This window comes from Tumebacillus lipolyticus (assembly GCF_042682745.1).
GTDB lineage: Bacteria > Bacillota > Bacilli > Tumebacillales > Tumebacillaceae > Tumebacillus_A > Tumebacillus_A lipolyticus.
In genome coordinates this window covers 127,715-140,742 of the sequence record NZ_JBHUIO010000008.1, presented here as the reverse complement: position 1 = coordinate 140,742, position 13,028 = coordinate 127,715, and the positions used below count along the sequence as shown (strand labels likewise).

The window sequence follows — 13,028 nt, the reverse complement described above, 5'->3', positions numbered from 1 at the left end:
AAATTTGACCTTTGTTGACCTTCTGACCGTCTTTGACCGTTCGGTTGAAATCGGTATACTGTAAGAGAGAGGTAACAAACAAACAAATCGTTTGACGTGTAAAGGAGGATTTTCTGATGAATCTCGTCCCGTACGTAATTGAACAAACTTCGCGTGGTGAGCGCTCATACGATATCTACTCGCGTCTGCTCAAAGACCGCATCATCTTCTACGGCAGCGAGCTGGATGACAATGTGGCCAACTCGATCATCGCGCAAATGCTGTTCTTGGCAGCAGATGATCCTGAGAAGGATATCCACCTGTACATCAACTCGCCGGGCGGTTCGATCTCGGCAGGGCTTGCGATCTATGACACCATGCAATACATCAAACCTGACGTTTCGACGATCTGTCTCGGCATGGCGGCGTCGATGGGTGCCTTTTTGTTGATGGCAGGTGCACCTGGCAAGCGCATCGCGCTGCCAAACGCAGAGGTGATGATTCACCAACCGCTCGGCGGTGCGCGCGGTCAAGCGACCGACATCGAGATCGCAGCGAAGCGCATCTTGCACACCAGAGAGCGCATCAACCGCATCATGGCAGAGCATACCGGTCAGCCGATCGATAAGCTTACGATCGATTCGGATCGTGACAGATGGTTCGATGCGCACGAAGCGCTCGAATACGGTCTGATCGACAAAGTGATCCAAAACATCAGCGAAGTGAAATAAGGCTGTTCTTTCGGACGGCAGGGGACCTTTCTCCTGTCGTTTTTGAGTTGGGAAGCGAGGGAAGCGCATTGACAGAGCTGGCAAGATGGATTCGTGAACAGATCGAGGTGGAGGTCAGGGTGCCCTTTGCCCGCTTTATGGAGTGGGCGCTGTATCACCCGGAGCTCGGGTATTATACGGGGGAGAAGCGGAAGTTTGGCAAGGCGGGCGATTTCTACACCAGCCCGGGGATCAATCCGGTGTTTGCCGAGGTGCTGGCCGATCAGCTGGCGGAGAAGGCAGAGCAGCTAGGCGAAGGAACGATCTCCCTGATCGAGTTTGGCGCCGGGGAGGGGATGTTGGCTCGCGATGTGCTCGATCGTTGGCAAAGCGCGCATCCGGTGCTGTATGAGCGAGTCGACTATCGAATCGTCGAGATTTCACCCAGCTTGCAGCAGGTGCAACAGGAGATGACAGCTGCGCATTCGCGCAAGCTGAGCTGGACGTCAGAAGCGGAGCTGGCAGCGGGCGCACCCTATCGCGGTGCCGTGCTGACCAACGAGTTTGTCGACGCGTTCCCGGTGCATCGCGTGGTGCAAACAAAAGCGGGTTACGCCGAGCTCTATGTGGCGTGGGATCGGGAGAGCAATTCGTTTGTCGAGACGCCTGCTGCGCTGTCTGATCATCGTCTGCACGCCTACCTCGCTCGCTATGCGCCGGAGATGATGGTCGGACAGGTGACAGAGGTCGGCTTGGCCGGTCTCGATTGGTACGAACGGGCATGTTCGCTGTTGGCGAACGGATCGATGATCACGATCGACTACGGCTTTGATGCTCAGATGTTGCATCACAAGAGCAGGAGGAACGGCACGTTGCGCGGATTTTTCCAGCATCGGTTGATCGAAGATCCGTTTGCGAACATCGGACTGCAAGACCTGACGACAGATGTGAACTTCACAGCCCTGCAGGAGCTTGGGGAACGAGCGGCAGGCAGGACCGAGTTTTACGGTTCTCAATCCAGCTATCTGCTGCAGGCGGGGATCTTGAATCGCTTGCAAGATGTGCAGTCTGCCGATCTGTTTCGCGATCCGGTCATGAAGCGGAATCGCGCGATCAAGCAGCTGATCCTCCCCGGCGGTATCGGCGATCACTTTAAAGTGTTGGTGCAAGGGTTTTGAAACTCTGTGTTATAATGGACGGGTATGGGGAGCAAAGGAGTGTCGGGCATGTTTTTAAAGCGATTGTCTGTCGCGTTGTTTATCTTCTGCGCTTTGTTTTTAGCATTAGGTCTTTGGTTTATGAAAAGCGGTAGTATGATCGGTGGATAAAAGAAGAAAGCCACGGCCTTCCTGGATGGGGAAGCGTCCGTGGCTTTTCTTATTTAGTCTTTGGCAACGTAGAGCAGGCCGGTCGTGCCCAAGCCGACATGCGTTCCGACAACGCCGGAGATCTCGAAGATCTCCGTGTTGGTGATGCCGCGCTCGTGCATCAGCTCGCGGAGCTCTTCCGCTCGCTCAGGCGCTGCGATATGACCGATGCCGAAGGTGATCTCCGGGTCTGGCGGATGCGTTTCCACAAAGCGCAGCAAGGTGTTCAGCGCATTTTTTTTGCCGCGCACCTTATCATATTGTTGTACGATGCCATCGGTGTCGAGCATCAAGATCGGCTTGATCGCAAGCAGCGAGCCGAACAGGTAGGACAGGTTGTTGATCCGGCCGGAACGGCGAAGATTTTCAAGCGTCGCGACAGAGAACACCAGCTTGAAGCGCTCGCGAATATTTTTCAAACGCGCAGTGATCTCAGCTGCCGTCTTGCCGATCCGCGCCATCTTCGCCGCTTCAAGCGCAAGCACGCCCTGACCGAACGAGACATTTAACGAGTCGAAGATCGTCACGCGCTCCGGGTGGGTGACCATGTCCCGGCCGATGCGCGCAGATTGAATGGTGCCGGAGAGCGTGGAAGCGATCCCGATATAATAGACATCGTGACCTTGGTCGATGATTTTCTGAAAGCGCTCCTTCATCAGCGCAGGGCTGGGCTGGGAGGTGGTCGGAAGGACTTTCGATGTGGCCATCTTCGCGTAAAACTGCTCTTTGGTCAGATCGACGCCGTCCGCATATGTGTTACCTTCGAAGATCACGTTGAGCGGGGTGATCGCAATCCCGTACTCTTGAACTGTCGAGGGGCTTAGGTCTGCAGTGCTGTCAGTCACAACATGAAGCATTTTCATCCGCCTTCCATTTCACGAATTTTTTTATTATATCATAGGAAACATAACTTGAGGACTCCGATTGTTGACTTAATTGTGACATACTTTTTTGGAATTTGGACGAATATAGTGTGGATTATTGGTTTGATGTTGTGTACAATAGGGTAGGAACTAACGCACCTGACTGCTGGGAGGTACTAATAAATATGTCGATTAAACTTGCAATCAACGGTTTTGGTCGTATTGGACGGATGGTGTTTCGCGCAGCAGCTCTCGATCCGGAAATCGAGATCGTAGCGATCAACGCAACTCATGATGTGAAAGCACTCGCACATCTTTTGAAATATGATTCCGTACAGGGCAAATTTAATGCAGAGGTCGAGACGACGGCCGATAGCATCATCGTAAACGGACGCGCGACGAAGATCGTCGGCGACCGCAACCCGTTAAATCTGCCGTGGAAGGAACTCGGTGTGGACATCGTCATCGAGGCGACTGGGAAATTCCGCTCCAAAGAGACGGCAGGTCAACACATCACCGCCGGGGCGAAAAAGGTGATCATCACCGCTCCTGGCAAAGATGAAGATGTGACGATCGTGATGGGCGTCAACGAAGGCGTGTACGACCATGAGAAGCACGACGTGATCTCCAACGCTTCTTGCACCACCAACTGCCTCGCTCCGGTGGCGAAAGTGCTGCATGACAAGTTCACCATCGTGAACGGGCTGATGACGACGATCCACTCGTACACGAACGATCAGAACAACCTGGACAACCCGCACAAAGACCTGCGCCGCGCGCGCGCGTGTGCACAGTCGATCATCCCGACTTCGACAGGTGCTGCGAAGGCGGTCGGCCTGGTGTTGCCGGAGCTGAAAGGCAAGCTGAACGGCTTCGCGATGCGCGTCCCAACTCCGAACGTTTCGGTGGTCGATCTGGTCGCCAACTTGGAGAAAGATGTGACGGTCGAAGAGCTGAACGCTGCGCTGAAAGAAGCGGCAGAAGGTTCGTTGAAAGGCATCCTCGGCTTCTCCGATGAGCCGCTCGTCTCGATCGACTTCGTCGGTGACGCTCGCTCTTCGATCGTCGACGGTCTCTCGACGATGGTCGTCGGCGAGAAGACGGTCAAAGTGGTCGCATGGTATGACAACGAGTGGGGCTACTCGGAGCGCGTGGTCGACTTGGCTCGCTTCGTCGGCAAGAAGATGACAGAAAAGGTTTCCTGCTAATCGATTTTTCAGATTGAATGACAAATAGAGTCGCCACAAGGCGGCTCTTTTTGTATAATGGGGAGCGGAACAATCGGGAAGCATAGTAACACTGCGGGCTGAAGTGCCCCGCGAAGTGGGGTGAAGAAGATGAAGGAGATCTATCTGGACAACAGCGCAACCACCAAGCCGTATCCAGAAGTGGTCGCAGCGATGGTTGAAATGTTGGAGAACAACTATGGAAACCCGTCCTCTTTACATAGAAAAGGCCTGCTGGCCGAAAAGGAGATCGACAAGGCGAGAGAGCGCATCGCCAAAGCGCTCGGTGTGAAGAAAGCGGAGCTTATCTTCACATCGGGAGGCACAGAGGCCAACCAGCTCGCCATCTTTGGCGCAGCAGAACAGTATGCGTCGCGCGGCAAGCACATCATCACCACAGGCATCGAGCACCCCTGTGTGTATGAGGCGGTTGAACAATTGGAAGCGCGCGGCTATCGAGTGACCTTTCTCCAAGCCGGAGCTGGCGGCGCGATCTCGGTCGACGATCTGATCGGAGCCTGGCGCGAGGATACGATCTTGGTCTCGGTGATGATGGTGAACAACGAGACGGGAGCGATTCAGCCGATCGGTGAGATCGGCGCGTTTTTGCGCGACAAGCACAAGACGCTGTTTCATGTCGATGCGGTGCAAGCGTTTGGCAAAATGCAGGTGAAGCCGAAAGAGGCGGGCATCGATCTGCTGACGATCTCCGCGCACAAGATTCACGGCCCGAAGGGCGTCGGAGCGCTGTATGTGCGCGAGGGTTTGAAGGTCGCTCCGCTGTTTTACGGCGGTGGCCAAGAGCGGGGTGTGCGCTCCGGCACGGAGAATGTGCCCGGCATCGTCGGCTTCGGCATCGCAGTGGAAGTGGCGATGAAGGAGATGGCGCAAGCGAGCTTGAAGATGGGGGAGCTGCGCGATCTGATCATCGAGCAGATCGAATCGACGATTCCAGATGCGCGAATCAACACCCCGCAAGCGGCCGCTCCCCATGTGATCAACGTGTCGTTCACAGGCGTGCGCGGCGAGGTGCTGATCCACTCGCTGGAGACGCAAGGCGTCATCGTTTCGACCGGCTCGGCATGCTCGTCGAAAAAGAAAATCTACTCGCGCGTGCTCGCGAGCATGGGGTTGGCAGAAAAGCATTTGGAAGGTGCGATCCGCATCTCCTTGCAGGCGGCGACAACGCAGGAAGATGTGGAAGCGATGCTTCAAATCTTGAAGACGACGGTTGAAGAGTTGCGACTGTTTTCACGGAGGTAAAACTTATGTATACAACGTTTATCGTTCGGATGGGCGGCGAGATTGCGATCAAAGGCAAGAACCGCCCGCAATTTGAAAAAGCTCTTTTGGAGAACATGCGGCTGGCGGTCAAAGGGATGGCTGTGAAGATCGTTCGGATGGGCGGTCGGATCGAAGTCCATGTCGAAGGAGCCGATCCGCAAGAAGTGGCAGACCGTCTGACCCAGGTGATGGGCGTGTCATCGATCTCGCCGGTGGCCGAGGCGGAGCTCGACATGGACAAGATCAAGGAGACTGCGCTGCGCGTCGTGCAGGATGCTTTGGCGAAGCGCTCGACTCCGGTGACCTTCAAGGTGGAAGCTCGCCGCGCCAACAAGCTGTTCCCGCTCGAATCTCCGCAGATCATGCAAGAAGTGGGACGGTATGTGCTCTCTCAAAGCGGCCCTGATCGCTTGAAAGTCGATGTGCGCAACCCGGAGTTGACCCTGATGGTCGAAGTGCGCGAGAGCAAGGCGTATGTGATGTGCGATGTGATCGACGGCCCTGGCGGTCTGCCAGTTGGCACCGCTGGACGCGTCATGCTGTTGCTCTCAGGCGGTATCGATTCGCCAGTCGCAGGGTGGCTGGCGATGAAGCGCGGCGCGACGGTGGAAGCGATTCACTTCCACTCCTTCCCCTTCACCAGCGAGCGCGCACAGGAAAAGGTGAACGACCTCGCGAAGATCCTCGCCACACACGGGGGGCGTGTGCGCCTGCACAACGTGCATTTTACGGAGATTCAAAAAGAGATTCGCAAACATTGCCCTGAAGAATATTCGATCACGATCATGCGTCGCTTCATGATGCGCATTGCAGAAAAATTGGCGCATCGGCGCAAGGCGCTCGCGCTGGTTACCGGGGAGTCGCTCGGACAGGTCGCCAGCCAAACGCTGGAGAGCATGAACACGATCAATCACGTGACGAACATGCCGATCCTGCGCCCGCTGGTGGCGATGGACAAGCGCGACATCATGGATCTTGCGAAAAAGATCGGTACCTATGAAACATCGATCTTGCCGTATGAAGATTGCTGCACGATCTTCCTGCCGAAAAATCCGAAGACGCGGCCAAAAGTGCACGAGGCGCTGGCAGCTGAGGAAAAGCTGGACATCGACGCGCTGATCGAAGAAGCGCTGGAGAAGACCGAGTCGATTTTGTTCACGCGCGCAGACAGCATGTAAGCTCACATAGTGCATCTCACTCCCGGACACACTACGTTCAGAACCAATTCTTGTCGGGGGGGAGTGTGAGACGATGGCAGTCAAAGTGATGCGGGCGATACGGATCGTCTCGACGCTTGCGGAGCTGGTGGCGGGCTTGATGGAACTGCGCAACATGTACGATCGTCGGAAGCGCATGTGGCACGTGCTGCGCCGGCTGATCAGGCAAGTCGGGTAGGTGCGATTCGGTTAGTTGCATGCAAAAGACCCCGTTCACGTGAACGGGGTCTTTTGTTTGTGGTTTCCTATCTTTGTTGTTTGAAGAAAAGATCAATGCGCTTTCGAACTGTCATCATCGACAAATTCGATCGCATCCAACTGGTTGCGGAAGCTCTTGCGGAACGATTCGAGGTATTCCTCGCGCAGTGCTTTCTGTTCTTTCGCTTCTTCTTCAGTCAAGGTACCCGCCTTCTTCTTGCGGGACAACTCGTTGATGCGTTCAATTCGATCAGGGGTCAGCATATGCTGCCTCCTTTCTATCGGGCAATATCTATCGGGCAAAACCGATCGAGCCAAATTGACACCGTAAGTGTACAAGAAAAAGAGTTGGGCGTCAAAAGGAGCGCTCAACTCGACAGATCGCTATGCTTCTGGGTTCCAGACATACGGGTTTTCCCCGCGGTCGCGAACCGGGTCGTACTTAGCCGCTTTGAAGCCGAGCTTGAGAAAGAAGTCCTGTGCACCCAAGCGGACGCTCGTCTTGATCGGCAGCCCTTGCTCTTGCGCATATTTTACCAGCATGGCGCCATAGCCTTTTCCTTTATATCCGGGAAGCACCTCCAGCTTCATCAGCTCGTGGTACGCGGTAGGCGGTTCGAAGTAGCGGTCATACTTTTCTTGAATCTGGTATAAGCTCATGCGGGCGACCAGCTTGCCTTCCTCGTAGATTCCGTAGAACGGTGAGACGGAGTGATCTTCCACCAGATCTGCTTTCAAATCCTCCAACATCGACAGCTCTTCTAAACCGTTTTCGCGGAATTTGCGAAATTCCTCAAGGGTCTTATAGTTGATCTGCAATTTTTGAACATGCGGCGTCATGGCTGTCCCTCCCTTCAGCATTTTGAGAACGCAGCCTCTTTCGTCTTATTATATCGGAAAAAGAGAAACATTTGCCACCTATTGTTCGTCAAATAAAAGACAGGGGATCGAGCTTATGCAACTCGGAGCGCGAGAAAGGCGCTGACGATTTCTGAGAGGTGTGCGGTGGGGCTCTCCTGTAGTCGAAAGTGATCGCCCTGTGCGTTCACGGGAGGGGTGTGATCGGCTGTGGTCAGCAGCAGTGTCGGGATGTTTGTGGCTTTCGACTGCAATCGGGCAGGCGGGTTGAGCAAGAGCAGACCTGCCACGCGATCTGGCGAGCAGGACGCCACAGTCATGGCCATTTCACAATCGACTCCTTCTGCTGCGAGAATGACATGCGTGAAGACCAGGGAGTCGAGCAGCCGGGTCGCTTCGATCGCGGAGTCGATCGTCAACAGCGCGGTCGCATGGTCGGCGATCGGATCATTGGCGATCCAGTGCAGAAGTTTGGAGTCCGCCTCTTTTTGTAAGATCAGGATCGGTTTTTGTGCCATCGTTCATCCTCCGATTCTAGCGAGCAGTTTATCAGATTGATATGCTCGCTCGATGCGAGATATGCGGAGGAGTTGGCAACAGATAATGCGAAGATCGGCAGTTGAACGAGACCTAGCTGACCGATCTGCGTCAAAATAGGCAGGCAAGCGGGCGCGCATCGCCCTGTTTGGAAATAACATTTTTGTTACAATCTATTTGTTTGTGTCTATTGTCGGCTGGCTTGGTATAAAATAGTAGAAAGTTCTACCCGCATAACGATCTGATTGGATACGTATTACGTATATGATAGCCCGCAAGATTGTTCGCTGATACGAGCGGGTCAGACGACGGGGGGATTGACATGAACGAGCGAATCTTGGCAGGTCGCTATCGGTTGCAGGAGGTCATCGGCGGCACGTCCGATCTGTTTTTGGCTCATGATGAATCTTTGCGACGCAAAGTAGCGGTGAAGCGTCTGCCGGGAAGCGTGACCGATTCGAACCGCCATCATTGGGAGCAGGAAATCGCGAAAGCGGCCGGACTTCATCATCCGCATCTGCTTGGGGTGTACGATGTGGTTGTGGAGTCGGAAGGCATATATTTGATTACGGAAGACTTGGATGGGGATACGCTGAGCCGTTGGATGCGTCTGCAGGGAGCTCTCCCGGTGGAGAGGGCGATCGACATCGCCAGACAGCTTGCGAGCGCCATCGTGCAGGCGGAGAAGCACAAGATCGTGGAGATTTCGATCGACCCGAGCACCGTGCTGATCAACCAGGACGGATTTTTGAAGGTGATCGGCTACGGCCCACTCCTCTCTGGGCGTGCGCAGACGGAGCGCGATCTGCAGAAGACGATCGGAGTCTTGCTGTTCGAGATGCTGACAGGCAAGGCGTACTCCCATCTATCGCCGATGCAACAGGTGGTAGCCGATGTGCAACAAGCGCTGCAGCAATCGGGAAGCGAGCACAGCTGGCTGATCGAGCGAACGGAGCGCATTGTAATGCGTGCGCTGGGCAATATGGATCAGGGCAGCTTTGCGACGATCCACGAGCTTCATCGCGATCTGAAGGCGGTGCACCATGCGCTCGGACAGCAGGTCGAGCGTCCGACTCAGCAAGCGGAGAGCACCTCCGCTGTCGGGCGGATGAAAGGCTCGATGGTGGAAGCAGCGCAGGAGGGGATCGAAAAGGTCGCACAGCTTCGCCATCTTGAATTTGCGAAGCGAGTGGCGGAGAAAAGCGCGCCGAAGCGTTTTTCTCTGTTGCCCTACATCGGAGGTCTCGTGGTGGTCGTGCTGGTGATCGCGGGGCTTTGGTGGTCGCTCGGAGATGAGACATCGACAGCTTCGAACGATGGGAAAGGGACATCTGCCCATCAGTTCACCATGCCGAGCCTGATCGGCAAGACGGAGCAAGAGGCGTTGCAGGTGCTCGCCGATAATGGCTATCCGGAAGGCAAGATCCAATGGGTGTACAGCGCGAAGGATGATGCGGAGACGAAGGGCAAGATCTATCGTCAGTCGGTCGATCCTGGAAAGAGCGTGGCCAGCCAAGAGGGCATGATCATCCTGACGATCAACAGCGCTGCTGATGCTGTCAAGCCTGGCGAGGGACAGGGCAAACCGAGCGATCAGGGTGCGAACAAACCGGTCGCAGAAGGGGAAGTGCCCGACCTGCGCGGCATGAGTCAACAGGATGCGGAGCAGCTGATATTAAAGCTCGGGTATCACTACAAGTTTTATATCAGCAAGGGCGACACGCCATCTGGCACCGTCTACAGCCAGATGCCAGAGGCGGGAGCGAAAGCTGCGCAGGGTGCAGATGTGACGTTTTACGTGTCTCAATAAAGGTGAAGGCAACCTGCAGATCGCAGGTTGCCTTTTTGATCGCTTAATCAAGATGCGGCTTTAGCAACTCTAAGACTTCTCCATCGTTCGGGAAGCGACCCAATTCCTTTTTGGAGTAGATCAGCTCTCCGTTCAAGGTGACTTCAAAAACGCCGCCGCTCGATGGGATCAACGTCCATTCTCCGATCTTTGTGCCAAAATGTCCAAGCAGTTCGTCCGTCAACCTGACGGCTCTGGGCAAATAGTTTCACATGTTGCAGTAGGAGAGTGTGATCACCGGCTTTTCCACAATAGTTCCCCCTTTTAGTCGATTTACTTCTAGTTTAGCATAGAAGGGAGATATTGACACCATCGTTTGTTTGTGCTTCTCAGAAGGGACTGGCTGAAACTTCGACAAACTACAGATACTAGTGATAAAATTCTGTGCAGTGTGCCTGTTGAGCGCAAGGAGCAAGAACGGAGGAATCGGATGATGGAATCGCTTGAGATGTTTGAACCGATGAGTGGGCTGGAAGAGTTGGTGCAGCTCGTGGAAACGCTGTATGCGGATGAACGCGTGGCAGTGCGGCTGGAGATGCAGCTGGAACGGGATGGCGCGGTGACCGATCTGGTGCTCACTCAGTTTGATGCTTCCCTCGATCTGTGCGATATTGTGATGTCCGAATCAGATCGGGAGATCGCCCTTGAATTTTTATTTCAGGAGTTGAGCGGTCTTGGAGGGGCGGAGGAGCAGAGCGTCGTCACGATGCCGATCGACCCGCAGGATGTGGAAGTGGATCTGCACGAGAGCATGATGACGGTGGAGAGCGGTGCGTTCACATTGACTTTGCAAGTGTTCAGGGGCTGAGCTCCTAGCAGAGCGAGCGACCGGGGGAGTGAAAGTCGCTGTGCGTGTACTTGCCGGCCAGCTCGGCGAAGCTCAAATGTCGCAGGTCATAGAAGATCGTGGGAAGATCGTTGCCGACGTAGAAGATCGGATTGGACGCATAGCGGAGCTCATACTCGCCTGGGTCCTCTGTCGCTGTTACGAGGTGGACTTCGACATGCGCATCGAAGATGGCGAGAGCGGTGTTCGCTGCGACAAGGCAACCGGGGACGTGAAAGTGACCGCCCGTCTCTTCGTCTGGCCAACGGATCAGAATCAGCGATTGCATAGCGAGATACCTCCTAGCAGGAATGTGGTCCTCTTGGTATAATGGGTGCCGCAGAGGGTGTTGTTGCTAGGATTGATTATAGGTTGAAACTATAGTGTTAGTCGAAAGGATCGGGAGTGAAGGGGCGAGAAGAGGTTGTATTTGCTCGTCGTGGCGCCCTTTTTTGCCTGATTGGGTAGTTTTTATGAGAACTCTTGTTCGGGGGTGTGGCATGTCTGAGCTGGGGGATCGTATTCGTCGCGCACGGCAGCACCGGAAGATCACAGGGGCTCAGCTCGCGACGAGCATCGGCGTGTCGGCGACCTACATCAGCGAGTTGGAGCGCGGGGTGAAAAAGAATCCTTCCATGCAGGTGATCGCCGGAATGGCAGAGGTGATGAGCTACCCGATCGATTATTTTTTCGGCGTGGAGGAAAAAAAGCTCCGCGATTACATACCGGATGATTTGAGCGGTTATGTGCGGGAGCGGATCGTCGCGAAATACTGTGCCGAACAGCGGGATTTGCATGAGCTGGATGACGCGGAGATGATGGGCGCTCTCGTCGAATATCTGCGAGCGATGAAGAACAGGTCGGAAGGATGAGATAGCCATGAAGAAGCGCTTCTTCTGGGGCGGCGCTCTGGTGGGGGAGCTGGCGTTGCTCGTCGCGCTCTACCGAATGTACAAAGATGTGGAATGGAGAATTTTCCTTGTGCAAGGTCAGCAGGCGGAGCGCTATGCTGACCTTCATCAGGAGTGGTTGGCCTATGCGGGCGGCATGGTCTTGGTCGGCTTGGCCTTGCCGTTTACGATCTATTTTTTGGTCGGTGCTCTGCGCAGGAAGTGACGGGCATGAGCGCACGGCCAGCGCGAGGGCCGGGCAGAACCGCTCGGCAGTTTGCCGGCGGCGGTCGAGGAAGCGGCGAGCGCGATGCGGCTCGGTCGGTCATCTATCCTCTCCACCTGAAAAGATTCGGGTGCTTGGGTGCAGATCGGTGCGCTCCTCTCATACAATGACTTCGTAGAACAATTCGATGGAAGTCTGCGTCAGGACGGACATCGGGATCGGAGCGTGTGGCATGGGGGGGTCCGATTATCAGGAGTTGCTCGCGTTGTTCGGCATCGGTGGAGCGCATCCGGGCGGCATTGCGCTGACGGAGGAAATTCTTTCAGGCGAGCGGTTGAGCAAGCGCACTCGCGTGCTCGATGTCGGGTGTGGCACAGGTCAGACGTCAGCATTTTTGGCGCGGAAATACGGATGTGCGGTCACCGCGATCGATCTGCATCCGCTGATGCGCCAAAAGGCGAGAGAGAGGTTTCGCAAGGAGCAGCTTGCTGTCAAGTTGCTTCGCGGCGATGCGAACGCGCTCCCGTTTTCAGATGGGGCGTTCGATCTGCTGTTGGTCGAGTCGGTCACCGTGTTTACCGATCTGGCCAAATCGCTCCCCGAATATGCGCGGGTGCTGAAGCCGGGTGGCGTGTTGATCGATCTGGAGATGACGGCAGAGCGCCCGTTGGCAATCCAAGAGTTGAAGGAATTGCAAGATGTATACGGGACGAAGAAAGTCCCGACAGAAGCGGAGTGGATCGGTCGGTTCAAGCAGGTGGGCCTGCGCGATGTGCAGACGGTCAAAGGGGGAACGGTCGCCTCCGCCCTGCAAGGTGACCCATCGGTCGAAGGCGCATGGCCGGAGTTTCAACCCTCTCCCGATATCGACCCGAGCGTATACGAGATCTGGCACCGCCACCAAGAGGTGACCGAGCGCTTTAAGCTTCGGTTGGGCTATCGCGTCTATCGGGCAAAAAAGCCATCGAAATCAACAAGTTGAAGAGAGGACTTTACAG

The 13,028-nt window shown here is 55.2% G+C and carries 17 protein-coding genes; 11 read left to right on the top strand and 6 right to left on the bottom strand.

Translation table 11 applies throughout. The features are described 5' to 3' along the window. The first annotated feature begins 116 nt into the window (after positions 1-116). On the top strand, positions 117-710 hold the full coding sequence (clpP, locus tag ACFSOY_RS13175; RefSeq protein WP_386047342.1) for an ATP-dependent Clp endopeptidase proteolytic subunit ClpP: 594 nt from the start codon (positions 117-119) through the stop codon (positions 708-710). Positions 711-778: 68 nt separating this feature from the next. Then, positions 779-1,867 carry a class I SAM-dependent methyltransferase gene (locus tag ACFSOY_RS13170; protein ID WP_386047341.1) on the top strand — a complete coding sequence of 363 codons (1,089 nt, stop codon included), beginning with the start codon at positions 779-781 and terminating at the stop codon, positions 1,865-1,867. Between the two features lie 203 nt (positions 1,868-2,070). Here the strand turns inward: ACFSOY_RS13170 and ACFSOY_RS13165 are convergent, their stop codons facing one another. Then, entirely contained in the window at positions 2,071-2,913 is an 843-nt protein-coding gene (locus ACFSOY_RS13165) for a DegV family protein (protein WP_386047340.1), read from the bottom strand. A gap of 191 nt (positions 2,914-3,104) precedes the next feature. Between ACFSOY_RS13165 and ACFSOY_RS13160 the strand changes: the two genes are divergently transcribed. The 4 genes from ACFSOY_RS13160 (at position 3,105) to ACFSOY_RS13145 (ending at position 6,824) form a co-directional block, all read left to right on the top strand. Continuing rightward, positions 3,105-4,127, top strand: a complete 1,023-nt coding sequence (locus tag ACFSOY_RS13160; RefSeq protein ID WP_386047338.1) for a glyceraldehyde-3-phosphate dehydrogenase — start codon at positions 3,105-3,107, stop codon at positions 4,125-4,127. Positions 4,128-4,256: 129 nt separating this feature from the next. Next, positions 4,257-5,408, top strand: coding sequence for a cysteine desulfurase family protein (locus ACFSOY_RS13155; protein WP_386047337.1), 1,152 nt, complete (start codon positions 4,257-4,259; stop codon positions 5,406-5,408). A 5-nt stretch (positions 5,409-5,413) separates the two neighbouring features. Beyond that, positions 5,414-6,607: a tRNA uracil 4-sulfurtransferase ThiI gene (thiI, locus tag ACFSOY_RS13150; protein WP_386047335.1), complete on the top strand. Its 1,194-nt coding sequence runs from the start codon at positions 5,414-5,416 to the stop codon at positions 6,605-6,607. 73 nt (positions 6,608-6,680) lie between these two features. Further along, complete coding sequence (locus tag ACFSOY_RS13145; protein ID WP_386047333.1) at positions 6,681-6,824, top strand: hypothetical protein; 144 nt, start codon at positions 6,681-6,683, stop codon at positions 6,822-6,824. Positions 6,825-6,916: 92 nt separating this feature from the next. Here ACFSOY_RS13145 and ACFSOY_RS13140 read toward each other — a convergent pair whose 3' ends face one another. The 3 genes from ACFSOY_RS13140 to ACFSOY_RS13130 all read right to left on the bottom strand — a co-directional run bounded on the left by ACFSOY_RS13140 (position 6,917) and on the right by ACFSOY_RS13130 (position 8,220). Then, positions 6,917-7,108: a DUF896 domain-containing protein gene (locus ACFSOY_RS13140; RefSeq protein ID WP_386047331.1), complete on the bottom strand. Its 192-nt coding sequence runs from the start codon at positions 7,106-7,108 to the stop codon at positions 6,917-6,919. 120 nt (positions 7,109-7,228) lie between these two features. Then, positions 7,229-7,684 (bottom strand): N-acetyltransferase, encoded by a 456-nt coding sequence (locus ACFSOY_RS13135; RefSeq protein WP_386047329.1) that lies wholly within the window; start codon positions 7,682-7,684, stop codon positions 7,229-7,231. Positions 7,685-7,797: 113 nt separating this feature from the next. Then, positions 7,798-8,220, bottom strand: coding sequence for a hypothetical protein (locus ACFSOY_RS13130; RefSeq protein WP_386047328.1), 423 nt, complete (start codon positions 8,218-8,220; stop codon positions 7,798-7,800). A 341-nt stretch (positions 8,221-8,561) separates the two neighbouring features. Between ACFSOY_RS13130 and ACFSOY_RS13125 the strand changes: the two genes are divergently transcribed. Next, positions 8,562-10,049 carry a PASTA domain-containing protein gene (locus tag ACFSOY_RS13125; RefSeq protein ID WP_386047326.1) on the top strand — a complete coding sequence of 496 codons (1,488 nt, stop codon included), beginning with the start codon at positions 8,562-8,564 and terminating at the stop codon, positions 10,047-10,049. Between the two features lie 43 nt (positions 10,050-10,092). Here the strand turns inward: ACFSOY_RS13125 and ACFSOY_RS13120 are convergent, their stop codons facing one another. After that, positions 10,093-10,290 (bottom strand): SelT/SelW/SelH family protein, encoded by a 198-nt coding sequence (locus tag ACFSOY_RS13120; RefSeq protein WP_465336497.1) that lies wholly within the window; start codon positions 10,288-10,290, stop codon positions 10,093-10,095. A gap of 228 nt (positions 10,291-10,518) precedes the next feature. Between ACFSOY_RS13120 and ACFSOY_RS13115 the strand changes: the two genes are divergently transcribed. Next, entirely contained in the window at positions 10,519-10,896 is a 378-nt protein-coding gene (locus ACFSOY_RS13115; RefSeq protein ID WP_386047325.1) for a hypothetical protein, read from the top strand. 4 nt (positions 10,897-10,900) lie between these two features. Here the strand turns inward: ACFSOY_RS13115 and ACFSOY_RS13110 are convergent, their stop codons facing one another. Then, positions 10,901-11,203, bottom strand: coding sequence for a hypothetical protein (locus ACFSOY_RS13110; RefSeq protein ID WP_386047324.1), 303 nt, complete (start codon positions 11,201-11,203; stop codon positions 10,901-10,903). Positions 11,204-11,414: 211 nt separating this feature from the next. On the opposite strand from ACFSOY_RS13110, the gene ACFSOY_RS13105 reads away from it, so the two are divergent. The 3 genes from ACFSOY_RS13105 to ACFSOY_RS13095 all read left to right on the top strand — a co-directional run bounded on the left by ACFSOY_RS13105 (position 11,415) and on the right by ACFSOY_RS13095 (position 13,012). After that, positions 11,415-11,786 (top strand): helix-turn-helix domain-containing protein, encoded by a 372-nt coding sequence (locus ACFSOY_RS13105; RefSeq protein ID WP_386047322.1) that lies wholly within the window; start codon positions 11,415-11,417, stop codon positions 11,784-11,786. 7 nt (positions 11,787-11,793) lie between these two features. Further along, a complete protein-coding gene (locus tag ACFSOY_RS13100; protein ID WP_386047321.1) occupies positions 11,794-12,030 on the top strand; it encodes a hypothetical protein in 237 nt (78 codons plus the stop codon). Between the two features lie 232 nt (positions 12,031-12,262). Next, complete coding sequence (locus ACFSOY_RS13095; RefSeq protein ID WP_386047319.1) at positions 12,263-13,012, top strand: class I SAM-dependent methyltransferase; 750 nt, start codon at positions 12,263-12,265, stop codon at positions 13,010-13,012. Positions 13,013-13,028: the final 16 nt, after the last annotated feature.

Excerpts from the sequence above, each read along its gene's own strand:
- clpP (WP_386047342.1), top strand. The coding sequence starts at position 117 with ATGAATCTCGTCCCGTACGTAATTGAACAAACTTCGCGTGGTGAGCGC.
- ACFSOY_RS13165 (WP_386047340.1), bottom strand. The coding sequence starts at position 2,913 with ATGCTTCATGTTGTGACTGACAGCACTGCAGACCTAAGCCCCTCGACA.
- ACFSOY_RS13160 (WP_386047338.1), top strand. The coding sequence starts at position 3,105 with ATGTCGATTAAACTTGCAATCAACGGTTTTGGTCGTATTGGACGGATG.
- ACFSOY_RS13155 (WP_386047337.1), top strand. The coding sequence starts at position 4,257 with ATGAAGGAGATCTATCTGGACAACAGCGCAACCACCAAGCCGTATCCA.
- thiI (WP_386047335.1), top strand. The coding sequence starts at position 5,414 with ATGTATACAACGTTTATCGTTCGGATGGGCGGCGAGATTGCGATCAAA.
- ACFSOY_RS13145 (WP_386047333.1), top strand. The coding sequence starts at position 6,681 with ATGGCAGTCAAAGTGATGCGGGCGATACGGATCGTCTCGACGCTTGCG.
- ACFSOY_RS13140 (WP_386047331.1), bottom strand. The coding sequence starts at position 7,108 with ATGCTGACCCCTGATCGAATTGAACGCATCAACGAGTTGTCCCGCAAG.
- ACFSOY_RS13135 (WP_386047329.1), bottom strand. The coding sequence starts at position 7,684 with ATGACGCCGCATGTTCAAAAATTGCAGATCAACTATAAGACCCTTGAG.
- ACFSOY_RS13130 (WP_386047328.1), bottom strand. The coding sequence starts at position 8,220 with ATGGCACAAAAACCGATCCTGATCTTACAAAAAGAGGCGGACTCCAAA.
- ACFSOY_RS13125 (WP_386047326.1), top strand. The coding sequence starts at position 8,562 with ATGAACGAGCGAATCTTGGCAGGTCGCTATCGGTTGCAGGAGGTCATC.
- ACFSOY_RS13115 (WP_386047325.1), top strand. The coding sequence starts at position 10,519 with ATGATGGAATCGCTTGAGATGTTTGAACCGATGAGTGGGCTGGAAGAG.
- ACFSOY_RS13110 (WP_386047324.1), bottom strand. The coding sequence starts at position 11,203 with ATGCAATCGCTGATTCTGATCCGTTGGCCAGACGAAGAGACGGGCGGT.
- ACFSOY_RS13105 (WP_386047322.1), top strand. The coding sequence starts at position 11,415 with ATGTCTGAGCTGGGGGATCGTATTCGTCGCGCACGGCAGCACCGGAAG.
- ACFSOY_RS13100 (WP_386047321.1), top strand. The coding sequence starts at position 11,794 with ATGAAGAAGCGCTTCTTCTGGGGCGGCGCTCTGGTGGGGGAGCTGGCG.
- ACFSOY_RS13095 (WP_386047319.1), top strand. The coding sequence starts at position 12,263 with ATGGGGGGGTCCGATTATCAGGAGTTGCTCGCGTTGTTCGGCATCGGT.